Genomic DNA, 24,370 nt, shown 5'->3' on the forward strand with positions numbered 1-24,370 from the left:
ATACTAAATTAATGTTGCTTGATGAATTCGTGATCTAAATTCACTTGGCGTACATAGTTTTATGGCTAAGAAACGCCGGTTAAAATTGGAGATATTATTAAAACCGCATTGGTCGCTTATGACCGAAATAGGCACTGAGCTGTTGACTAATAGTTTACAGGCCTTAGCTATTCTTAGTTGGTTAATAAACTCTGTCACGGTGCATTCAGTGCGCTTTTTAAAAAAACGATGAAAGTGATTGGTACTCATATGGGTGTATTGAGCGAGGGAGTCGACACTGAGAGGATCGCAGTAATTGTCATAAATATAATTGAGCACTTTTTCAAATTTATCTTTTGCGGGATCTAGCGTTCTTGGAAATGAAAATTCTTGACTAGATAGAGTCTGTGATTCGTTAGTACTTAACGTATACAGTAAAGACATTAATAAGTTGAATCGATGAAGCGGATCTGCACTGCCTATTGTTTCAAAAAGAGGAAGCAGAGATTTTGCCGTTTGCTCGCTAAAACGCACTCCGCAGCGTGCTTTGCGTAATAAGTGATTTAAATCTGCGAGTTCTGGATTGTTTTGTACTAACCCTTCAATCCATTGAGAAGGGACCTGTGCAACATGTACCAGCTGTTCTGTTCCGTCATGATTGGGCTGTGATTGCCAAGTATGTGGTAAATCTGGACCGAGTAATACCAAGTCAAAGTCACCGTATGGTGCTATGTGATCACCAATATGGCTCACGCCTTGGCTATTTAAGGTTAAACAAATCTCATATTCGGCATGATAGTGCCAATTGAACGGGATTTCGTTTAATTTATAGAGGCAATATCGCCATGAACAGTTGTCTGACGGGATGATTTTCTCACATAAAGCTCTCATAAATCGCTCCTTTTATTTAAGCTTAACAAGTTATTAATACATGATGATTAGTTAAGCACCTTAAAGTAATACGATTCAATTAACCATTAGTACAATCCTTGCATTTATTGCTGTAACTTACTAAAAAATATATATTAATTTTTCATTTCATGTGAATTACACGTTATGACAGCGATGTCAGGTAGGTAGGTGAGTACTAATAGATGATAGATATTGCGCACTTTTATTAAAAGCAACTGTTGAAATAAGGGGGTACCAAAAATCTTGGTAGTAAATGTGAAACTATCTAACAATTATCAGAGGAATGACATGAACAACAAGAGATCATTCAAGCTTTCCCTTATCAGTTACGCAATTTTAGCAGGTGTTATGTCTAGTCATGCCTTAGCGGTTGACGGGCAAAGTGAAGAGGAACTTGAAGTAATCGAAGTGCGTGGTATTCGGGCTTCTACAGAAAAAAGTTTAAATACCAAGCGCTTTGCTGATGGGGTTGTTGACTCCATCACAGCTGAAGACATTGGTAAGCTTCCAGATGCGACTATTGCAGATTCGCTGCAACGTATTCCTGGTATTCAAATTAGGCGAAGTGCGGGTGAAGGGTCGACGATTAATGTTCGTGGTATGCCTCAAGTCACGACGCTTCTTAATGGCGAACAGTTTTTAAGTGCCGGTTCATTAACGAAGGTACAGCCAGACTTTACAGACATTCCATCAAGCATGGTTGGGGCAATGAATGTGATGAAGTCACCGACTGCAGACACACTGGCTGGTGGGATCTCTGGTACCGTTGATTTGCAAACGAGAAAGCCGTTTGATTTAGCTGAGGGATTTACTGGTGCTGCGTCAATTGAAGCTGCAAGGGGTTCTTACTCTAAAGAAACAGACCCTAAAGCCATGGTTTTCGCAGGCTACAACGCAGATAAGTTTGCGGTGTTAGCTACCTTATCAAAAGATGAAGTGACGCTGGCAAACTATCGTTTAGGTGCAACGAATCATGGTTGGGTTGGAGCTGTCCCTGAATCTGGGGAGTGTTGGTATTGTCCGCAAACAGATATGAATGGTGATGGTGATACAAATGATGCGGAGTACACGTACGTCAGCTATGGGATGGTTAATCGTTTTACTGAACGTGAAAGAACGGGGGCTAATGTTAGTTTTCAAGCCCAGCTATCAGACACATTCGAATTAAATGCCGATGTGTTTTATACCAAAATGGATGATGCAGATCGCCAGAGAGGGTTAATGGCTGACAATGCATGGGGCGGGCATTGGCAATGGCAAGATCAACATGATCCAATTAATCGAGGTGAAATATTAGCGTCGGGCCATAGCTTATATACTGCTCAAGATATTACTTTGAATGCCCCTCGTGTGGTTGCACACTCAGAAAGCCACACCAATAAAAGAAAATCGACCAACTACAATATTGAACTTGTTTACCAAGGTGACGGGCCTTTTTCAGCAAAAATGCGCTTGATTACAGCGGATGCGTCTCGAAATCATACCGAAAACGTTGCTCAAGGATATTTAACCAATGGTTTGGCGCATGGCCTTCGTCGTAATGAAGGGAATGGCCCGATAGCCGTGAACCCGGATGGGTATGGTCCAAATACAGTGCCTATGCGCTTTGATTTTACGGGTAAATATGCGACGTTAACGCCGCCGTCATCATTACAGGGTGAAGCATTTGGTTCTAATATTAATCGTTATTCCGTCACATCAACTTACTCGGAGAATAATTATGATGAAGACGCGTCCTTAGATGTATTGCGGTTGGATGGTGATTATGAGTTTGATACCGATCATTTAAATGCCATGCGTTTTGGCGTACGTTTTTCTGAGCGAGATATTTCACGAGATCAATATGTGCTATTGGCACCATTTAATAACCCTGTGGGTGAGGGGAGCGTTAATGTTATGTGGAAAGACCAAGGGTTAGCTGCTTTTGATACAGACGGAAGTGGCGGTACGCCAAGTGCCTCCGCAGGTGATTTAACCATGGGCCATGATAATCTGATCACTTTTGCGAGCTTACCTGAAGGCTGGGTGCAATCGGTTTCTGATTTTGGCCCTAATAGCATCGGTAGTATCTACTTTATTGATCCAAAGCAATTAGATGATCCTTTTGCTTTCCAAAATAGGTTTTATCCGGGAAATGTACGAGGCATGGTACCCGGCAGTTCATACAAAGTGACCGAGCAGACGCAGTCTCTTTATTGGCGAGCAGACTTTTCTGGGGATAATTACCGAGCTAATGCGGGTTTCCAATACATTAAAACTGATTTGGAAATAGCGCAAAACGTGATAGGAGAGTCTATTTGTACTAACTGCCCAGGCACCGTTGCCGAAGATGCTGGCGATGTGATCACAGATAAGTCTTTTTCAGATTTTTTACCATCGTTCAATTTAAGCGTTAATTTAAGTGATGATGTTGTCTATCGTGCTGCGTGGGGTAAGACAATGACAAAACTGGATCTTCAGCAAATTGCGGGGGGGTTAACCATCAGCCGTACTCGGGCGGGTGATGACTTGGCTGCTCGAGAAGGTATTTCTCCAGACTTACTTATAGCGACAAATGCTACGATGCAAGGAAACCCAGAGTTAAACCCTTGGCGAGCAGAAAATAGCGATATGGCTGTAGAGTGGTATTTCTCACCGAGTGCGATGGCGAGTATTGGTATCTTCAATATAAAATTGGCTTCATTCATTGAATCAAGTACTTGGTTGCAGGCTATGCCTGACGGTGATGAAGTCATTCGCAGAGAAGTTACCGTTAATGGCTTAGTTAATGGTGCTGGTGGCACCATGAGCGGTGCTGAATTTTCATATCAGCAAGCGTTCGACTTTTTACCTGGTATGTGGAGTGGGTTAGGGGCGTCTTTTAACTATACCTATAGCGATAGTGAAAGTGGTCGCACTGATTTAGATGGTGAAGCGCTGCCGTTAGAAGATAATTCTAAAGAATCTGCCAATGCAGTACTGTGGTATGAAAAATCAGGGTTTCAATTTAGATTGGCGGCTAATTACCGCTCTAAGCGCTTAGCTGAAATTTCGGTTCCTTATGGTATGGGTGATACGGCAATTTGGACTGAACCTACGACATACATTGATGTGTCAGCCAGTTATGAGGTAGATGATAATTTCACGGTGTTTATGTCGGGCAGCAATCTGACCGAAGAATATGAAACCAATTACGCACAGTGGAAAGATAATCGTATTTCTCAAAACATTTATGAGCGACGACTCACGTTTGGTCTTCGTGCACGCTGGTAAAAATATAAGGCTTAAAGTAAGTGCTGCATGGGCGGCACTTACTTTATAAACAATGCTTTATAGAGTAAAAAACTCCCAAACCTAAGGCAATGCCCCCCTTGAGTCGAGTGTTTGTATCTCTACGAATACGCTCTATCGCTATTGCCTTATCTAAATTTTGAGGTAGGAATATGAACGTGAAATATGGGATTGTGGTGTTGGTATTGATCACTTTTTTTATGGTGTCGTTTATGACCAATATTCTAGGTCCGATTTTTCCTGAACTCGTCGATGACTTTAATATTGGTATTACGTTGGCCGGCTTTTTTCCGTTTGCTTTTTTTGTTGCCTACGCAGTAATGTCAATTCCCGCTGGCTTGCTGGTGCAGGCGAGAGGGGAAAAACCGGTGATGTTACTCGCATTCACGTTGGCTGGCGCTGGGTCTTTGAGCTTTGCGTTGTCTCCATCTTTTTTGGTGGCTATGTTTGCGTTATTTACCATCGGGTGTGCGATGGCCTTGTTACAAGTTGCTATTAATCCGCTGTTACGGGTAAGCGGAGGGAGTAAGCATTTCGCGATGTACTCAGTACTTGCACAACTTATGTTTGGCGGTGCAGCGACCTTGTCTCCGATAGTCTATAGCTCTTTTGTTGAAGGGATTACGCTGAATAAAGGAGTTGGCCGCTTTTTTATCGGATTAGTGCCTAGCTCAATGGCGTGGCTCAGCATGTATTGGCTGTTTGCTGCTTTGTGCTTGGGGATGGTGGTTTATATTTTGTTCACTCCGATAGCAAAGGTTGACCGTAATTGTAATGAGTTACTTAGCGTAAAGCAGAGCTTAGCACTGTTGAAAAACCCGATAGTTGTAAAGTTTTTCTTTGCGATCGTCGCATATGTTGCTTTAGAGCAGGGTATTGCAAATTCAATTTCTTTGTTTTTACAGTCATATCATGGACTAGATGCGCACACTCATGGTGCGTATGCGGTGAGTCAGTTTTGGTTGCTGCTAACAGTAGGCTGTCTGATTGGATTATTATTCTTAAAGTTTTTTGATGCACAGAAGTTATTAATGATCTTTAGCATGGGTGCTGCTAGTGCTCTATTGCTTGCGCTATTTGGCAGTAAGTCAACGTCGCTGTTAAGTTTTTCGGCCGTCGGGTTCTTTTTATCTATTATGTGGTCGGTGCTGTTTTCACTCGCCCTTAACTCGATGCAAGTAGGCCATGGTGCAGTGGCAGGTATTTTGTGCACGGGGATTGTAGGAGGCGCTATTGCGTCTCCTATTTTAGGGTTGTTGAGTGAGCTGATTGGCTCTCAGCAAATTGCAATGCTGGTCTTGTTGATCCCACTTGGCTATATATTCAGTGTTGGCATATGGGCTAAACCCCTGATTAATAATCATACGGTGAGTTTATTTAATCGTCGAACAGAGGTGTCACAATCATTATGAGTGGTATTTTGTGTATTGATTTAGGTGGGACTAAAGTCCATGTTGCTGAGGTTTCTAATAATGGTCTTGGCACTGTACATCGTTATGATGTGCCTTCACAAGGTTCAAAGCAAGCGGTTTTAGCGTTCATTGAACAGATCATCGCAGCGCACCTAAGTGTGCGATGTATAGGTATTTCGATCGGCTTACCAAGCTGTGTAAGAGTCGCTGATGGCTATATTATAGAAACGGTTAATATTCCAAATTTTCATTCAATTTCATTGAAAGAGTGGCTATACAAGAAGTTCGCTTTACCGGTTGTGGTTCATAATGATGCTAACTGCTTTACATTTGGCGAGTATCAGTATGGGTCACATTTGCCGTGCAATAATTTGATAGGGATCACCTTAGGGACTGGGTTAGGTTCTGGGGTTGTGCTTAACGGAGAACTATATACCGGGAGTAATGGTTTTGCTGGAGAGTTTGGCAGTTTTACATATTTAGAAGGGATAGTAGAAGAGTATACCAGTGGACAATTTTTTAAGCAGTTGGGACTTGATGGCTCGCAAGAAGCAGAAAAAGCAAAGCTTGGAGATGCAAAATCGCAAGCTCTATTTAATCAATTTGGACAACACCTCGGCCATGCGATATCACTGATATTATTGGCATTTGATCCAGATAAAATTGTGCTTGGTGGCTCAGTTACGCAGTCTTTTTCGCTATTCAAAAGCAGTATGTTCTCATCTTTTGATGAGCATAGTCACGACATGCTTGTATCAGAAGTGTGTATTCAACCAAGTCGATTACAATATGCCCCATTGTTAGGGTCATTTGCTTTATTTTTTAATGCCCCCATGCTAAGGAAATATTAAATGGTTAAGTATTTAATAGTAGTGTTGTTTATTATTAGTTTTAACGCTTTGGCATTAGAGCAGGTCGATTTAGATAAAATGTCACGTCAGTTAGATGTGAAATATACACTCATAGAGGCAAATGCCACATGCCCTGCATATGTGACGCAGTGTTACTTATCTGAGCTTGCACTCACATTACCGTATGATCTGTTAGATAAGAGTTGGGTCATTTATTTTAGTCAACTCATGCCAATCATACATGGTTCAAATCAGCAGTTTGACATCACGCATATTAATGGCGATCTGCATAAAATTAGCCCATCAGAGTCCTTTACTGGGTTTATTGCTGGGAAAGCGCATAAATTACGGTTTTATACACAAAATTCACAGATTACCCGCTCGGAGTTTATGCCTAATTATCTACTATCAGACGCTAAGCAGGCGTTGGCAACGAAGGTTATTGTAAGTACTTTAGTGGATGAAGATACAACGACAGGTCTTGAAACTCAGCCCTACCTCGAACCGTTTACGACGTTATCACAACTAAGAACCAGTAAAAGTGACAAAACCCCTTGGATGGGGCCTCGTTATCACTTTGAAAATAGCCACAAACCACTTAAGACAAGCTTTCCTGAAGGGATCATTCCAAAGCCCAGCGCTATGCAGGTTACTTCTGATAAAAAAGTTGACCTGTCAGGCGGTATTCGCTTAGTACTTAATGGCATCAAGCGAGATCGTATTTCAGCCGCGCTAGGAAGAATGTCGACTGTTGGAATAAACGAGCGAGAAAGTGGAGTATTGCTTGATATCTCATTACGCAAAAAGAGTGGAACGAGGGATGAAGCTTACACTTTGCTTGTGACAGAAGCGGGTATATATATTACTGCTAACACAAGTTCAGGGGCTTTTTATGCACTGCAAAGCTTGATGGGGTTATTTGATGGTAAATCTTTACTCGTTAATGAAGTGGAGATTAAAGATAGCCCTCACTACGAATTTCGCGGACTACATATAGATACTGCTAGAAATTTTCGCTCTAAACAGTTCGTGCTTGACACCATCAAGCATATGGCTAGTTATAAATTAAATCGCTTACATTTACATTTGGCCGATGATGAAGGTTGGCGGTTAGAAATTGATGGATTGCCCGAGTTAACCGAAGTGGGAGGGTATCGCTGTTTTGATTTATCAGAACAAAACTGCTTATTACCGCAACTGGGCGCGGGGAACGATAAGGGGTCATCAGTAAATGGATATTACAATCGCCAAGACTATATTGATATTCTTCGTTATGCTGATAAGCATCATATTACGGTGATCCCATCGCTTGATATGCCCGGACATTCTCGTGCAGCCATTGTATCTATGGAAGCGCGATATAGGCGTTTAACTGCGCTTGGTAAGTATGAAGCAGCGCAAAAGTATCGTCTAGTCGACACTGATGACAAGACAGTATATCGCTCTATTCAACATTATAACGACAACACATTAAATGTCTGCTTGCCTCAGACCTATGCATTTATTGATAAAGTATTAAACGGTGTACAAGGTTTGCATCGCCAAGCGGGCGTGCCGTTAAATACGTACCATATTGGTGCCGATGAAACTGCTGGTGCTTGGTTAAATTCGCCCGCTTGTAAAACCTTGCTTAAGACCTACGGATCATTAAATGGTTATTTTATTGAACGTGTTAGCCAAATGGTGACTGCAAAAGGAGTACAAGTTGCGGCATGGAGTGATGGTTTAGGAGACGTACGTGTGCATAACATGCCTACGAATGTGCAAAGCAATGTATGGGGAACGTTGGCCGAGGGCGGACATGTAGTTTCACATGAACATATTAATAGAAAGTGGCAAGTCGTTATTTCTAACCCTGATGTAACCTATTTTGATTTCCCATATACATCACATCCTATGGAGCGGGGTAATCACTGGGCGACGAGAGCGGTAGATACTCGTAAGGTGTTTGAGTTTATGCCTGATAATTTACCAGCCCATGCAGAGGTTTGGCGAAATAGCCGTTATCACCATTACGAGGCGAACGATACTCAAAGTGGGCTAAACGAAGGAGTTACGGCTGCGGGTATTCAAGCACATTTATGGTCTGAAATGATCCGCACAGACAAGCAAGCCGAGTACATGTTATACCCGCGTTTACTGGCGTTTGCCGAGCGGGCATGGCATAAACCCAAATGGGCATTGGAGTATAAAAAAGGGCGTATATATAGCGTATCTTCCGAGTATTTTGACAAAACAGCACAATTAGAAAGAGACGCTGATTGGCAGCGTTTTATTAGTATTTTAGGCTACAAGGAATTACCAAAGCTCGCCAAAGAAGGTGTTTTCTATCGTATTCCACATGTTGCTATTGGGTTGCATAAAAACGGAGAAATGATCTTTTTCACCCCTATACCAGGGTTTGATATTGAAATAAAAACGGCGCAAGGCTGGCAACCAGCACACGGAGGTATTCCTTTAGCTCACCTGCGAGCTGTACGTGCAAGAAAAGGGGATCGAGTGGGTAGAACACAATTAATGCACAATCACTAATATACCGGTATGGAATAAAAGGCGTTGTGTTCACATTTGCAGCATTAGGAGAACGAAGCCGCTGGCCTAACAGTGTGCTTCGTTTCTCATGCTAGATAACTTGATTCGTCAATGTGGCCCCTATGTTAACTTCATAGAGGTTACTGATGGTTACTTGAGCTATTTGGCTGAGCGCTTCTTGAGTAAAGAACCCTTGGTGACCAGTTATGAGTACATTAGGAAAACTAACTAAGCGGGTAAAAATGTCATCTTGAATTATTTCTGAACTACGGTCTTTGAAGAAAAGCTCAGACTCTTGCTCATAAACATCGAGCCCTAAATAACCAATTTTGCGACTTTTTAGTGCCTCAATACAGGCCTTACTATCAATCAGTGCTCCTCGGCTGGTATTTATTAACATCACACCGGATTTCATTTTGCTAAAAGCGTGTGCATCCAACAAGTGAAACGTGGCGTCGTTTAAAGGACAATGCAGGCTGATAATATCACTTTGGGCAAGAAGCATGTCGAATGTAACTTTGGTATAACTTCCTTCCCCAATATTTGGATCGAACACCAATACGTTTGCCCCAAAGCCATTTAATATTGAGATCAGTGCTTGGCCTATTTTACCTGCGCCAATAATGCCAACGGTTTTATTGTGCAGGTTAAAGCCTAATAAGCCATTGAGATCAAAATTGTCTTCTCTCACACGGTTATAAGCTTTATGTGTTTGACGGCTTAACGTGAGTATAAGTGCAATACAATGCTCAGCGACAGCTTCAGGGCTATAGGCGGGGACTCTGACAACTTTAATATTGAGAGCGTTTGCAGTGTGGATGTCGACGTTATTAAATCCGGCGCACCTTAGCGCAACTAAACCTACCCCAAAGTTCGCGAGTTGGCTCAGGATCTGTTCACCAACATCATCATTTACAAAGACACAGACCGCATCAAAACCTTCACACAAAGACACTGTTCGTTCAGACAAAGACTCACTAAAATAGGTAAGTTCTAAACTTGGGTAAGATGATAGCGCGGTATCAAAAAATGGCTTTTCATAATTTTGCGAACTGAATAGGGCGATCTTCATTATATAAATAGCTCTCTATAACCGGTTTTAGGGTTTCTGGTTTGGTGCGAGGGGCATATCTTGAGACGAGCTCACCTTCAGAGTTTACTAAGAACTTAGTAAAGTTCCACTTAATTGCGCGGTTTTGTGCGATGCCTCGCGTGTTCGATTTTAAATAATTAAACAATGGATGGGCATCGGGTCCGTTGACTTGGACTTTGTTACAAACAAGGAAGCTCAGGTCAAAATGACTGTTGTAAAACTCTTTTAGCATCGCATCTTCTAATGGTTCATTACGACCAAATTGATTACAGGGAAATGCTAAGATTTCAAGGCCTAATGGCTTATATTTTTTGTAAATTCTTTCTAAAGCACTGAGTTGACCAGCAAAGCTACATTTACTTGCTATGTTTGTGATCAAAACAGGGTTACCTGCCAATTGCTTAAGTGAAAGTGTTTCGCCATTTAGCAACTGAACGCTGTATCGATGAATTGTTTCCATTTTACGCATACTCCTTCACGGGCATGTTGTAAATTAGTGTTTTTAATACCTAATTTGTGTTTTAAATTTGCTATACGCCAATTGATTGGGGTATAAAATCTCCATTGTTAATACCATATCAGCGAAATAGGACAGAATTATGTCAATCAAAGTGGCATTTATCGGATTAGGGGTAATGGGTTATCCAATGTCTGGGCATTTGGCCCAAGCAGGGTATGACGTAACGGTGTATAACCGAACAACACAAAAAGCACAAACATGGGTTGAACAGCATGGAGGCAACTATGCAGAAACACCGAGACAAGCGGCAATCGGTGCACAGTTTGTTTTTATGTGTGTAGGTAATGATGACGACCTTAGATCTGTTGTGTATGGCGATGAAGGCGTTTTAGCGGGTATGGCAGCAGACTCTATCTTAGTGGATCATACAACAACCTCAGCTAAAGTGGCGCGCGAAGTCGCTGTGAATGCAAAAAAATCAGGTGTTCACTTTATTGATGCACCAGTGTCAGGTGGTCAAGCAGGTGCTGAAAATGGGGTGTTAACGGTGATGGCAGGTGGTGAGCAAACCTGTTTTGATAAAGCGCAACCAATCATGGCTGCATTTAGCCGTTTTAGTCAATTACTTGGTGAAGTGGGGAGTGGTCAAACGTGCAAAATGGTCAATCAAATTTGTATTGCTGGTGTGGTACAGGGATTGGCTGAAGGTTTGCACTTTGCTAAACAAGCGGGACTTGATGCTGAAAAGGTTGTTGAAACCATTTCTAAAGGGGCCGCAGGGTCTTGGCAAATGGAAAACCGTTATAAAACCATGAGTGCGGGTGAATACGAATTTGGTTTTGCGGTTGATTGGATGCGCAAAGACCTAGGTATTGCGCTTGATGAAGCGCGCAGCAATGGTGCGACATTACCGGTAACTGCATTGGTTGATCAGTATTACGCAGATGTGCAAGCATTAGGGGGCGGGCGTTTTGATACATCAAGTCTGCTGGCTAGGTTAGATGCTATCCATAATAAAAATGGTTAAGCTCGAGTAATAAATAAGGTAACAGAGTAGCTTGACACTTTGTTACCTTACTCCTAATTTGCGTTGATTATGTTAGCCCCAATAATAATTAAACACGAGTTGCACTTCATTATGGTTTTGCTGTTTAAAGATGAGCCTTAAATCATTGTTATCGTTTAATTGAAAAGAAGCTTCAAAATTTAATATAGGGTCTGAATTAAAGTCAGACTTAACAGAACTTCGAAAAGCCAGTTTGTCAGATACTCGACTGAGTATACCTAATTCAATACCAGGTATAACACGCCAATTATGTTCATTCTTTCCTATCTCTACGTTGGCAAGTGCGTATATTATACTCGAGGTTTTAACGCGCTTTGAATAACCACCACCTGTGCTTAACCCACCAAAATAGCATGAATGACAATCGAGATAGGATCTTTGAAAGCCAACGTTTAGCTGCCAAGCCCAATTACCATCAGGGAGAGTTTCTGCATAGCTAGGGTTGAAGGACTCCAAATCAATAATGTCTAGTTTTCGCACTTTAAGTTGGCTCTTGTTGTTCACTTCAAGCTCAATGTCAATCATTTCTAAATTAGAAAACTTTACACGGGCAGTATCTGGATTTAAAGCATCAAAATAAGTCAGCCGAAATCCGAGTGTAGCAGCATTGATATCATGACTAGACAAAACACCAGCGCTAAGCTTGGAAGCGTTTTGTGCTGTGTGGGGGGCTGATACATTTGGCTTAATGCTATTAGACGGTGTTGTCAGGCCAATGGGCAACTTAAAACGGTAGTTGATAAGTTTTTTCTTTAAACTTTGATGAAACTCAATACCCTCTTGTTCGGTGATTTTTAATTGGACGAATGACATTAAGGTTTCAAGTACATGCTTTTTTTGTTCGATTGTAAGCAATTCATATTTATCATCCTCAAACAAAGCAGGCTGCGTATATAGTTGGCCCACTAACTCTTTCAATGGTTCAGAAAGTAGGGTGTAGCTGCGATGGAACTCACTGCTTTTTGAAGGCGTATATTTGATCTCTCTAACGAGGGGGTGGTTCTGATAACGTGCGCTAGATAATTTCTTAAAAATAGTACTCGGAATAACCCAAGGCGTAAGATTATGAGTCAGTGTTTTACCAGTCACGACTTCAATGACTTTGGCGATATGATAAGCACAATTTTCGTCGATAAAATAATAATCAAATCGTTGCTCTATGAGCTCCCAAACATGCTCTAAAAGAAATTTAGTTTCGCTTTCTGATAATGATAATTCATATTCCCACAGGTCTCGCAGTTCGGTTGATGCATAATTATGGTGATGAGTGTAAAAGAGTTGGTCGCTAAAGCCTGCTGAGTAGCCACCGAATATGCCTTTGACTATGTAAGAAACACCATTCTCTTGTTCAGGAACCAATGCGCCGTAATTAATACTGTGATCGAGTAAGTGTGTACCATATGTGTTTGATTTATTGAATTTCAATAGCATATGGCCATACAGAGAAGCAGGGTTGCTCATATAACCAGACGCGAAAACTAAGCTGACTGAATCGACACTTTCCGCTTTTTTCCAAGTTTCAAATTTATTACAAATAGGTTTTTTAGGTAGTTTAATCCCTTGAGATTTGAGCCACCTAGTACGAGCTGGGAATTTACATTGTAGGTTAGGGTTGCGAGACAAGTTATGTATCGTGAGGGATAACTCTCGACGCGCGGAAACATCACCTGCCGAAAAATAGAACCCATCTGACTTGATATAAAACGTGTCACTCTCGGTATTATAGTGCAGTAGCCTTAGCCATTGTTCATGGTGTGATAAGGCGTCAAGATCATATGCTTTAGTTGTGATACTAAGCAAAAGAAAGAATATAGCAGTGAATAAGTGGGTAAAGTTCATATTGGAAAATAAACGGGCTTAAAGCCCGTTTATCTAATAATTAGCTAGCGCTGCACTGACGAGTAAAGTCAGTTGCAATGTTTTGCTCAACTAAGTTATACAGGCCTTCTGCAGTGCGAGTTGCTTGCTGTGCAAAATCACCGCGAACGGCAGCAACGATTTGTGAGTGTGATGCAATGTCACAACCACGTACTGATAGCATTGCTGAGATATACTCACCTTCACCCTGAGCAATCTCTTGTTCTAATGATGGGTAAGTTTGCTTGATAAACATTGCTGTTTTTACATTTGTACCACTACAATCTTCAGCTGAAGAGATCTTGGTAGAAATAGCGGTTGTACCTAAATCCCAAATGATGTTTGAAACTGCAGCTGCCGCTCCGTTATTAGGAAATACCATCGCGCCGATACCACAGTCCTGCCAAGGGTTTACTTGATTAGCTTGGGCTGACTGAGAGGTGACTGTACCTAGGACCGCGATTGCAAGGAAACGTTTTATCATTTTTATATCTCTTCAAATATTAAGTATAATTTACAAATGCGGCATGATAATTTGTCTCTTTTAAATATACAAGAAATAAAAACTTTAAATTAATAAGCATAATTTTAAAGGAAGTACTTGTCATCAGAGTAAAGAAAAAGATTATGGAATAATGATTGAACTTATATGAGCTTTTTCATTTTAAAAATATTAATAACAGGTATTTGAAAGAAATATTATGGGTAGGTCGCCCGCAATATCTCTATGCTAGTGTGCTTATACTTCAAATCCTGACATAAATCGATTGAGCTCATTTGTCTGATGATACAGGCCATTACTAGATGAGTTAGCACTTTCTACCAAAGATGTGTTTTTCTGAATAATATTATCCATCTGCTTTATGGCGACATTAATTTGACCAATGCTATTTGACTGCTCAGTACTTGCAAGTGCGATATTACTCATGAATTTCGATAATTATTTATACTATCAACGATGTCGCTGAGGGTTTGACCTGATTCAGTGACAAGCTGAAAACCGTGGTCAACTTTAATTGTGCTATCATTTAATAATGCTGATATTTCTTTTGATGCATTGGCACTGCGTTGTGCCAGTTCTCGCACTTTTACTGCGACAACCGCAAACTCTCTGCCGGACTCACCGGCACACACAGCTTCAACTGCGGCATTCAATGCCAATAAATTAGTTTGAAAAGCAATGTCGTTTATCACTTCGATAATATTCGATATCTCACTGGAGCTGTTACTTATTTCCTTCATAGCACTCACTGTAGAATGGACAAGTTCACCACCTTGCTGTGCTTGTTTATCGGCTTTATTAGCCAGAGAACTCGCAGAGTGAGCATCTTTTGAGTTGACTGTAACTGTATCGGTTATATCGTTCATGGATGCGGTTGTTTGTTATATAGAAGCAGCTTGTGACTCAGTTCTTTCACTTAAGTCATTCATCCCAGACTTTATACTACTGGCTGAGTTATTTATTGTGTTAGCTGTGATGCGGATCCGACTGACCATTTTGGCATAAATGATCCCTCCTTACTGTGAAGTGAGCATAACGGGCGCTGCGGCATTATCCAGAGCTTGCTTTGTTCTGTTATTCTCCAGGGCTTGAACTTTTTGCAGCGCCATTTTTTGTTTGAGATCTTCAGTCATGTTGAGCAAGTTTTGTTGCATAGTCGCGAGGTTTGCTAACAGCAAACCAAGCTCATCTTTTTTATGCCCCAAATAAATTATAACGTTTTCATATACTCGACTAATTGCCATTTTTGAATATCAGTCAGGGCTGTGCCGTAGTCATGCCCAAGGTTAGAGTTGCCTTTTTGCGGTTGTCCGTTCTTATCATTGACCCGAAATAAGTTTAAACCTGTATGTGTCTCGTATCCTACATTAACAGGATCGAATTCACGGCTTCCAACCCAGAACTCAGCTAAGCGCTTTTCAGGTATTTGTAATAGCTCCCATAAATTTGCAACAGATCCGTTGTGTAAATAAGGCGCTGTCGCCCAAATGCCATTGAGAGGCCTACCTTTGTAAACACCATTGTCTAGTGTGCCATCTTGACAGTCAGTCTCAATAACCTGCGCTTTTTTATTGCGCGCAGCCAAGTGTTCGGATATTAACTGTTTAAATTCTGCTAGCCCACTGATTTTCTTGCCGTCGTCAGTTGTACGCTCTGCAATATTACCGGCTTTAAGTGCGAGTGGAATATCTTTGAGCACTAGACCTACTACACCATTCACTGGAATATCAATGGCATTGTCTATTTCATCGAATTTATCGCCAATCAAGATACGTTCTTTGGTTCCCTCTAGAATAAGAGTTTTTGCCATATGACAAGACGCATTGTATGCTGTGACTGGATCGGTTTTAAGCTCAGAAATTGGCGTTTGGTTTGCGATGTATCTTTTTAACTCATCTTCTCGTGGGATCACCTGGTGGCAACTAGCACACTGTGCTTCATAGAGAACGGCACCTTTGGCTGCTTTGTCATTGTCTATGGCAGGAAAGTAATCTAATGGCCATTGTGGCGAGCGAAGGGTTTTAACCCAAGACTCTAAATATCCTAAGCCCATAATATCAACCGTTGATGAGTAGCGTACTTTCTTGCCCCATAAACGCTGCCAAAAGGGCGCTTCTTTGATCTCTAAACTGCCAAAGACTCCGACAACTTCACCGATGTTACGTACTAGCGGGCCAATTATGGGGGTATTAGGTGCTGAGGCATTCCATTGAACAACATCAGATTGGTGTGTTCCCCATAGAAATGGATAAGACACCGGACCTGTTGGCGTATTTTTGTTACTTAACTCATGCAACGCAAACGCGGTGCCTGCATTTTGTATATTACCAAATGCGTCTAACCGAGCATAGCTGGTGAAGTCTTCAGGGTAACCAGGAGGAAGTTGATTCACATTTTGTCTGTTAGTAGAGGCGAGCGCCACGTTTTGTAAGCGATGTTTTAGCTTAGTGATGGCGCTAACGGTGCTATTTTTTCCTAATACATTTATAGCAAAGCGTTGAAACTTGACATCGTCTGCTAATGTTTTATCCATGGCCTCTATGAGCTTTTTAAAGAAAAGTACAAAGTTACCTAAAGTCGGTGCGCCTTCAATTAATATTTTTGTGCCTTGGTAGTCTAATTGGTTCGTGTGGCACGCAGCACATGTCATACCGACCCAGTTCTCACCGGTCGTTTGATTACTATGCAGTGCGAAGCCGATGGGAAGACCACCAGGGTTCGCTTCTGAGGCCGGCATAGGTAGGTAGCGAAGCATTTCCATATGTTCTGAGTGGCGAAATAATTGTTGGCTATCGGCTTGTTCAAGCCATACAAACCAGTCATAGGGGATGATCTGCGCGCCTTGATTAGTGAACCAAAAATTCTGTCTTGTTTTTTCACTCCAGCCTTGGTCTAGCCATACTCGCTGAATATCATCCCCCTGTGCAGGGGTAATCTCAGGCGGTGAACTTGCTACTCTAGGTGGCTGTGTGCTACAACCAATGGCTGTGACGAGGCCAATTAAGCTGAAAGTAATAACCAAGCGTAATTTGCTCATTGCGTATTTCCTTACTTGATGAATTTCGCATAGCATAGAAGGCGATACTAAAATAGGCCATTACAGTAAATTACAGGGTGTTAACGTTGAGGTACTTAAAAATGAAAAAGGCGCAGCAAGGAGATTTAAGAAAGCGCAAGCCAAGCATTACTTGGCTTGCGTGTCGCGTTTATTTAAAAGTAAGCGCGTAAACCCAGTTTAAGGTTGCGCCCAGGAAGTGGTGCCTGATCTTTGATAAACGAGCTGTGCACAAAACCAAGCTCATCAGTTAAGTTATCGATATTTGCATATCCTACAAAGTCTATACCTTGCGCTTCAAAGTCATATCGAAGGCTGGTATCGATTAGGGTATACCCATTAGTTTGGGTTTCATAGCTGGTAATATTAGACTGACTATTGTAACGAGTAATAGTCATATTTGCTTTCCAACCAGCATGTTCAAATTCGTATTTTACACCAAACTTGTTACTAGGAATACGCGGCAAATATTGATCATTATCTAGTTTGGCAGTCAGTGAATCCGCAAATACTTTTACGCGATTTTTATCGTTAATTCGATAGTGCGCATCAAGTTCAATACCATATAATTCTGCATCGTTACTTACAAACTTAAAGACAGGTGAGGCACCTTCATGAAAGTGGTCTGCTTCTTCTAAACCATGCTCTGCGGTATACATTAAACCGGTATTTTGCTGGTAGTAGTAGTTGGCGATATCGTTGTAGAAAACATTGACGGTATAACCAAAATCACCCATGAAACGGCGAACACTAAAGTCGATATTTGTCGCAGTCTCTTGTTCTATGGTTTGTGGTTCAAAATGGATTTCACCCTCTTCGATTTCATAGCCCAGGCCTAGTTCATACGTACCAGTCGCAATGTGTGTACCATTTGACAATAACTCAGCTGTGAGTGGTGCACGCTCTGAACGAGAAAGGTTAACCGAAAAATTATGCCCTTCCGCAAAATTATACACGCCGCCAATTGAAGCACTGAAGTTAGTCATGTCTAATTCATAGGCAATTGTTTCAAACTCGCCGTGGTCGTCATGATCATCATGTCCATGGTCGTCGTGATCATCGTGCCCGTGGTCGTCATGATCATCATGCCCGTGGTCGTCATGATCGTCATCGTGGTGCGACTCATTTGTGACTAAGCTAGATAGCTGAAAATCTTCAATACGTGCGCCAAGCTCTAGGGTAAAGTCACCAAATGTACGTTCTTCAAGTAAGAAAAGAGCGTGAGACTTAGTTTCAGTAGCTGGGGTGAACGCTTCAGCCCCTTGCGCTTCATAATCACTGTCTGAGTAGTGGTAACCAATGATACCATGCCACTCACCAATACGATGCTCTACACCTGTGCGTAATTCAGTGGTTTTGTTTTTAAATGTTGTACCAATAGCACCATGTTCAATTTCACTGTGCTCATAATCTGTATAGCCAGCTCTTACATTAATCGATTCAATCCACTGATTATGTAGTGAGTAATTGAATAGAGCCTGCCAACGATCTTGCTTTACACGCGCATAAACAGCTTCTTCAGTATGCTCATCAGCATGATCATCGTGGTCATCATGTGCATCACTGTCGTGGTCATCGTGGTCATCGTGGTCATCATGCCCGTGGTCATGATCTTCATGACTGTGAGCTGGGATCCCATAATCAGTTTCAATGCGCCCAAATGCAAGTCCCAATGTTAAATGGTCATTTACGTAACTTGTACCAAAGTTCACTTGCTGTGAATCAATATACGTATTATCTACCTTATTGGCTGTTTCTGGTGCTTCTTCATGGTGGTCGTCATGATCTGCTTCAGAACCATGGTCGTCATGGTCGTCGTGATCATCATGATGGTCGTCTTCACCGTGCTCGTCGTGTGGCAGGTTAAACTGTGGCGTCTCGTAATCTCCGCCTTTTCTACTTACACCATCAAAGTGAAAGTTGAACCCTTCATGACCCGCTTCAAGCACTGCAGCATAAGTATTGGTATTTGATACCGTATCGTGGCTATATTCGGCTGCACCAGATAGTGACTCGATGATATCAGTAGGAATACGGTTATCGACAACGTTAACAACACCACCAATGGCGCCAGAGCCATATAATAATGTGGCAGGGCCACGTAATACTTCAATTTGTTGTGCAGATAAACTTTCGTTAGTGTTCGCGTGATCAGGACCTACACGTGACGCATCGCTACTATCTAAACCATTTTGCGTAATTTTTACTCGTGGACCATCTAAGCCACGAATAATTGGGCTTGAAGAAACCGGGCCAAAATAACTTGAGTTGATACCTGGTTGACCTTTTAAAGTTTCACCAAGTGTTGGTTTAGCTGCATTTTTTAGTTCATCTCCTGCCAGTACTGTTACTGGAGAAGCCATTTCAACGTTATTCTTGTGTAACGCTGATGCATAAACCACAATACTTTCAACTGAACTTGGCTTCAGGGTAACCGTAACATAGCCGTTGTTTGTGGTAACATCTAAGCGAGCATCTAAGTAATTATTTTTGGTAATATGAAGTTGTGAGTCGGCATCTACATTTATGGTGAATTGACCACTTTTATCTGTTGTTACTGATTGACTTTTACCATGCAAGTGTACCTTTGCACCGCTTACTGGCTGATTATTTTGGTCGAGTACTTTACCTTTAATATCTGCGGCTAGTACGTTACTAGAGAATAGCGCAGTAAGAATTGCACTGCTGATCAGGGATTGCTTCATCATAATTTATTAGACACTAACGTTGAGGTTGAAATAACTTGCAATAATATAACACCACATATATGACAGTTCAATGATGTTATACTATAGCTCGAAAGATTTTTGCTAAAATCGACACAAAGTCTATAGTTAATTCGTGGCAGGTTAGGAAAATTGACATGACTAAACCTTTCGTCTTCAAAGCACGTGTGAATGTGGCTGATCTATTTCATCATGCTAATCATCAAGAGGTGTTTACGACGGCATTACAAAAGTCAGAATCGCTTGCGCATTTTGTGTTAAAAATAGTGGGTTTGTGTGCCATTTCTTATGAACAAAGTGCGCATTTAAACACACACTCCGACAGACAAAAGCCAGATGTATGGCTTGAAGATGATACTGGGTATATAACCCTTGCGTTGTATGCCAGTGAGCTAGAACTAGAAGAGATCGCAAGAGTGGCAAAGTTATTTGGCAAAGTGGTGATATTATCGAAGCAGAATCCAACGTGGTTTAGTGAAATATCTGAACGCATACACATAGTGGAAAATGTGAGTATCTTCTCTTTAGAGCCGCAATTTGTCGAGTCATTAAGCGGCGCTTTGAGTCGCAGCCTGCATTGGGATGTTGTAATTGAGCAGAACCAACTGAGTGTTAGTGATAAAAATGATTATTACGAAACACAGGTAACTCAGCTGGTGTAATTGCCCAGTTTATTGACAGGCTATGTAATACATACTCGGTCTTAAAGAAGCGTAATCTTTATATCTGTAAGAGGGCGCGAGCAACATAGTAATACTTCACCTTCTCTAACGAATGCTAATGGCTCTTGAATATATGCAATTTTCCCGTCATTGAGTTGCGCTCGACAAGCACCACAAAACCCTTCACGACATTGGTATTGTACATCAATATTAGCGGCTTCTAGAGTATGCAGTAAAGTAGGGGATTGAGCCGCAAACTCTAGCGGCTCATCAACATCATTTATGGTGATCTTTGAACAAGGCTTTTCAACCATTATAAATCAAAATCACCAAAATCAGATGCGTCTACTTTAGCGTCGATTTGACCAACAAGGTAAGAACTAATCTCAGCTTCTTGGGGAGCAACTTGCACGTTATCAGAAATTAGCCAAGCATTGATCCAAGGGATTGGGTTTGACTTGTTTTCAAATTGTGTGGGTAGTCCAACAGCCGTCATACGTGTATTTGTTATATATTCTACATACTGGCACAAAATGTCTTTGTTCAAGCCAATCATAGAGCCGTCTTTGAATAAGTATTCTGCCCATTCTTTTTCTTGCTCGGCGGCTTCAACAAACATCGCAATGGCTTCTTCATGACACTGCGCTGCTACAATGGCCATTTCTGGGTCATCTTTGCCTTCTTGCATAATATTAAGTATATGCTGTGTACCAGAAAGATGTAGGGCTTCATCACGCGCAATAAGCTTGATGATTTTTGCGTTGCCTTCCATTAATTCACGCTCAGCAAAGGCAAAAGAACAAGCGAAGCTGACGTAAAAACGAATTGCTTCTAAAATGTTCACTGACATGACGCAAAGGTAAAGTAACTTCTTCAGCTCAAATAAACTAATAACAACGGTCTTACCATTGATCTCGTGTTTACCCTCACCATATAAGTTAAATATAGAAACCTGCTCAATTAATACATCGTAATAACGTGTAACCGCGTCAGCACGTTCATTAATTTTGTCATTACTTACTATGTCATCAAATATAAGCTCAGGCGACTGAGTAACATTACGAATGATGTGCGTGTAAGAACGGCTGTGAATTGTTTCGCTAAATGCCCATGTTTCAATCCAAGTTTCTAACTCAGGAATAGAGACGATAGGAAGCAAAGCTACGTTAGGCGAACGACCTTGAACACTGTCTAGTAGCGTTTGGTATTTCAGGTTACTTAAAAATATGTGTTTTTCATGCTCAGGGAGCGCTTGAAAATCGATTTTGTCTTTACTAACGTCAACTTCTTCAGGTCGCCAAAAGAATGAAAGCTGTTTTTCAATAAGCTTTTCAAAAATCGGGTATTTTTGTTGATCGTAACGAGACACATTAACAGTTTGGCCAAAAAACATTGGCTCCTTTAATTGGTCGTTGTGTTTTCTGCTAAACGTAGAATAGGACATAGTTAATACTCAATACTATAGAGAGCGGGCTGAAGGCCCGCTAAAACTTAAATTTTACACGCGCCGCCTTCACAGCCATCATCTTCAACTTCCGGTTTCATCTCGTCATGAGAGTCAGAAGCACCATCACGGGTGTTATGATAGTAAAGCGTTTTTACACCTAGTTTGTATGCAGTTAGCAAATCTTTAAGCAACAATTTCATTGGTACCTTGCCGCCTTCAAATTTATTCGGATCGTAATTGGTGTTTGCTGAGATCGTTTGGTCAACAAACTTTTGCATGATCCCGACAAGTGCAAGGTAACCATCGTTAGACGGAATATCCCAAAGCAACTCGTAGTTATCTTTTAATCGTTCGTACTCTGGTACTACCTGCTTTAAGATCCCATCTTTACTGGCTTTAACACTGATATGGCCGCGAGGTGGCTCAATACCATTGGTCGCATTTGAGATTTGCGATGATGTCTCAGATGGCATTAGAGCTGATAGTGTTGAGTTACGCATGCCATGCTCTTTAATGCTGGCACGTAGCGCGTCCCAATCAAGTTGTAATGCTTTATCACATACTTTGTCTAGATCACGTTTATAGGTGTCTATTGGCATAATGCCTTGAGAGTAGGTGGTTTCATTAAATAATGCACATGCACCGCGTTCTTTTGCCAGCTCATTTGACGCTTTCATTAGGTAATATTGAATGGCTTCAAATGTTTGGTGTGTGAGGCCATTTGCGCTGCCATCAGAGTACTTAACACCATTTTTTGCAAGGTAATATGCGTAGTTAATTACGCCTATTCCGAGTGTTCTCCTACCCATTGTCGCAGTATGGGCTGCAGGGACTGGGTAATCTTGGAAATCAAGCAAGTTATCCAGTGCTCTTACTGCAAGATCGGCAAGCTCTTCAAGCTCATCTAATGACTCAAGTGCGCCTAAGTTAAATGCAGACAATGTACATAACGCGATTTCGCCTTCTGCATCATTGACGTTATTAAGTGGCTTGGTCGGTAACGCGATTTCTAAACATAAGTTAGATTGACGAATTGGTGCAACCTTTGAATCAAACGGACTATGGGTATTACAGTGATCTACATTTTGCAGGTAGATACGGCCTGTACTTGCACGCTCTTGTGCAAACATAGAGAACAGCTCAATCGCTTTAATACGCTTTTTACGAATTGACTCATCTTGCTCATATTGAGCATATAGTGAATCAAATTTATCTTGATCTTCAAAGAATGCATCGTATAACCCAGGTACGTCTGATGGGCTAAATAATGTAATGTAGTCGTCTTTGATCAAGCGACTGTACATTGTCTTATTAAATTGCACGCCGTAGTCAAGGTGACGAACGCGGTTTTCTTCTACACCGCGGTTATTTTTCAGAACTAGTAAGTTTTCAACTTCTAAATGCCACAGTGGGTAGAATAATGTTGCCGCACCACCACGCACTCCACCTTGCGAACAGCTTTTAACTGCTGTTTGAAAGTGCTTGTAAAATGGGATACATCCGGTGTGGTAAGCTTCGCCATTACGGATTGGGCTACCTAGAGCACGAATACGGCCTGCATTAATACCAATTCCTGCGCGTTGGCTTACATATTTTACGATTGCTGATGACGTTGCGTTGATAGAATCAAGGCTATCACCACATTCAATGAGAACACATGAGCTAAACTGACGCGTAGGGGTGCGTACACCGGCCATAATAGGTGTCGGTAATGATATCTTGAATAAAGAAATAGCATCGTAAAAACGTTTGATATAGCTAAGGCGTGTTTCTTTTGGATAATCAGAGAACAGGCTTGCTGCAACTAAAATATAAAGAAACTGAGCGCTTTCATAGATTTCACCTGTTACGCGGTTTTGAACTAGGTATTTTCCTTCAAGCTGCTTTACTGCGGCATAACTAAAATTTAAATCGCGAGTATGGTCTAAATATTCATCTAATTGATCAATTTCTTCTTTGGTATAATCAACCAAGAGATGTTGGTCATAGCGCTTATCTTCCACCAACTTTGTAATGTGATCATAAAGGCGAGGAGGTTCAAATTGCCCGTATGCTTTTTTACGTAAGTGGAATATAGCCAATCTGGCAGCAAGGTATTGATAGTCTGGTGACTCTTTATCAATAAGATCTGCGGCAGCTTTGATGATTGTTTCATGAATATCTTCAGTACGAATACCATCATAAAACTGGATATGTGACTTAAGTTCAACTTGCGACACAGATACATTATTTAGACCTTCCGCAGCCCACGTGATAACGCGGTGGATTTTATCTAAATCGAGCGGCTCTTTACGACCGTTTCTTTTACTGACAGATAGCTGTTGGTTCATAGTTGCGCCTGTATTCTCTCGGAATGTGTATTTTTATATTAATGGCTGAGACAAAGAAGCATATAAAGCATTGCTTAGCTTTTAACCACTATATATGGTGGAAGTGCCCCTGCGGATCACAAGATAGTGGGGTTATCGCAATTTTGCAATAGAACAACGCACTCTCAATTGTGGATAACTTAGGGATAATTGCATTGTGTTAGTGCTTATTAACCT

At 41.4% G+C, this 24,370-nt stretch carries 19 protein-coding genes; 6 read left to right on the forward strand and 13 right to left on the reverse strand.

Annotated elements, in window-relative coordinates:
* Positions 1–3: 3 nt before the first annotated feature.
* Positions 4–870 carry a helix-turn-helix domain-containing protein gene (locus CWC18_RS10655; protein WP_138592267.1) on the reverse strand — a complete coding sequence of 289 codons (867 nt, stop codon included), beginning with the start codon at positions 868–870 and terminating at the stop codon, positions 4–6.
* Positions 871–1,179: 309 nt separating this feature from the next.
* On the opposite strand from CWC18_RS10655, the gene CWC18_RS10660 reads away from it, so the two are divergent.
* The 4 genes from CWC18_RS10660 (at position 1,180) to CWC18_RS10675 (ending at position 8,956) form a co-directional block, all read left to right on the forward strand.
* On the forward strand, positions 1,180–4,143 hold the full coding sequence (locus CWC18_RS10660) for a TonB-dependent receptor (RefSeq protein ID WP_138675235.1): 2,964 nt from the start codon (positions 1,180–1,182) through the stop codon (positions 4,141–4,143).
* Positions 4,144–4,313: 170 nt separating this feature from the next.
* Positions 4,314–5,573 (forward strand): MFS transporter, encoded by a 1,260-nt coding sequence (locus CWC18_RS10665; protein WP_138675236.1) that lies wholly within the window; start codon positions 4,314–4,316, stop codon positions 5,571–5,573.
* A complete protein-coding gene (locus CWC18_RS10670; protein ID WP_138592264.1) occupies positions 5,570–6,424 on the forward strand; it encodes an ROK family protein in 855 nt (284 codons plus the stop codon). Before CWC18_RS10665 ends, CWC18_RS10670 begins: the two co-directional genes overlap by 4 nt.
* Complete coding sequence (locus tag CWC18_RS10675) at positions 6,425–8,956, forward strand: family 20 glycosylhydrolase (protein WP_138675237.1); 2,532 nt, start codon at positions 6,425–6,427, stop codon at positions 8,954–8,956.
* Between the two features lie 91 nt (positions 8,957–9,047).
* Here CWC18_RS10675 and CWC18_RS10680 read toward each other — a convergent pair whose 3' ends face one another.
* Entirely contained in the window at positions 9,048–10,028 is a 981-nt protein-coding gene (locus tag CWC18_RS10680) for a 2-hydroxyacid dehydrogenase (RefSeq protein WP_138592262.1), read from the reverse strand.
* Positions 9,994–10,509 (reverse strand): glutathione peroxidase, encoded by a 516-nt coding sequence (locus CWC18_RS10685; protein WP_138592261.1) that lies wholly within the window; start codon positions 10,507–10,509, stop codon positions 9,994–9,996. Before CWC18_RS10685 ends, CWC18_RS10680 begins: the two co-directional genes overlap by 35 nt.
* A gap of 139 nt (positions 10,510–10,648) precedes the next feature.
* Between CWC18_RS10685 and CWC18_RS10690 the strand changes: the two genes are divergently transcribed.
* On the forward strand, positions 10,649–11,536 hold the full coding sequence (locus tag CWC18_RS10690; RefSeq protein ID WP_138592260.1) for an NAD(P)-dependent oxidoreductase: 888 nt from the start codon (positions 10,649–10,651) through the stop codon (positions 11,534–11,536).
* A 72-nt stretch (positions 11,537–11,608) separates the two neighbouring features.
* Here the strand turns inward: CWC18_RS10690 and CWC18_RS10695 are convergent, their stop codons facing one another.
* The 7 genes from CWC18_RS10695 to CWC18_RS10720 form a co-directional block, all read right to left on the reverse strand.
* Positions 11,609–13,375 (reverse strand): Lnb N-terminal periplasmic domain-containing protein, encoded by a 1,767-nt coding sequence (locus CWC18_RS10695; protein ID WP_171041084.1) that lies wholly within the window; start codon positions 13,373–13,375, stop codon positions 11,609–11,611.
* A 79-nt stretch (positions 13,376–13,454) separates the two neighbouring features.
* Positions 13,455–13,916 carry a DUF3015 family protein gene (locus CWC18_RS10700; protein ID WP_138592258.1) on the reverse strand — a complete coding sequence of 154 codons (462 nt, stop codon included), beginning with the start codon at positions 13,914–13,916 and terminating at the stop codon, positions 13,455–13,457.
* Between the two features lie 255 nt (positions 13,917–14,171).
* Positions 14,172–14,360 (reverse strand): hypothetical protein, encoded by a 189-nt coding sequence (locus CWC18_RS21495; RefSeq protein ID WP_249348069.1) that lies wholly within the window; start codon positions 14,358–14,360, stop codon positions 14,172–14,174.
* Positions 14,357–14,800, reverse strand: coding sequence for a methyl-accepting chemotaxis protein (locus tag CWC18_RS21500; RefSeq protein WP_249348070.1), 444 nt, complete (start codon positions 14,798–14,800; stop codon positions 14,357–14,359). The genes CWC18_RS21495 and CWC18_RS21500 overlap by 4 nt, the downstream gene beginning before the upstream one ends.
* 150 nt (positions 14,801–14,950) lie before the next feature.
* Entirely contained in the window at positions 14,951–15,112 is a 162-nt protein-coding gene (locus CWC18_RS10710) for a hypothetical protein (RefSeq protein WP_171041085.1), read from the reverse strand.
* A gap of 32 nt (positions 15,113–15,144) precedes the next feature.
* Positions 15,145–16,971, reverse strand: coding sequence for a di-heme-cytochrome C peroxidase (locus CWC18_RS10715; RefSeq protein ID WP_138675239.1), 1,827 nt, complete (start codon positions 16,969–16,971; stop codon positions 15,145–15,147).
* Positions 16,972–17,144: 173 nt separating this feature from the next.
* Positions 17,145–19,697 carry a TonB-dependent receptor gene (locus tag CWC18_RS10720; protein WP_138675240.1) on the reverse strand — a complete coding sequence of 851 codons (2,553 nt, stop codon included), beginning with the start codon at positions 19,695–19,697 and terminating at the stop codon, positions 17,145–17,147.
* 155 nt (positions 19,698–19,852) lie between these two features.
* Between CWC18_RS10720 and CWC18_RS10725 the strand changes: the two genes are divergently transcribed.
* A complete protein-coding gene (locus tag CWC18_RS10725) occupies positions 19,853–20,377 on the forward strand; it encodes a YaeQ family protein (RefSeq protein ID WP_138592254.1) in 525 nt (174 codons plus the stop codon).
* 41 nt (positions 20,378–20,418) lie between these two features.
* On the opposite strand, the gene yfaE is transcribed toward CWC18_RS10725, so the two are convergent.
* From yfaE to nrdA, 3 genes are read right to left on the reverse strand one after another with little or no spacing between them, the layout of a single operon-like run.
* A complete protein-coding gene (yfaE, locus tag CWC18_RS10730) occupies positions 20,419–20,691 on the reverse strand; it encodes a class I ribonucleotide reductase maintenance protein YfaE (protein ID WP_119860558.1) in 273 nt (90 codons plus the stop codon).
* Positions 20,691–21,821 (reverse strand): class Ia ribonucleoside-diphosphate reductase subunit beta, encoded by a 1,131-nt coding sequence (nrdB, locus tag CWC18_RS10735; protein WP_138592253.1) that lies wholly within the window; start codon positions 21,819–21,821, stop codon positions 20,691–20,693. Before nrdB ends, yfaE begins: the two co-directional genes overlap by 1 nt.
* Positions 21,822–21,868: 47 nt before the next feature.
* A complete protein-coding gene (gene nrdA / locus CWC18_RS10740) occupies positions 21,869–24,154 on the reverse strand; it encodes a class 1a ribonucleoside-diphosphate reductase subunit alpha (protein ID WP_138592252.1) in 2,286 nt (761 codons plus the stop codon).
* Between the last annotated feature and the right edge of the window lie 216 nt (positions 24,155–24,370).

The sequence above is a fragment of the Pseudoalteromonas aurantia genome, assembly GCF_005886875.1.
GTDB lineage: Bacteria > Pseudomonadota > Gammaproteobacteria > Enterobacterales > Alteromonadaceae > Pseudoalteromonas > Pseudoalteromonas aurantia_A.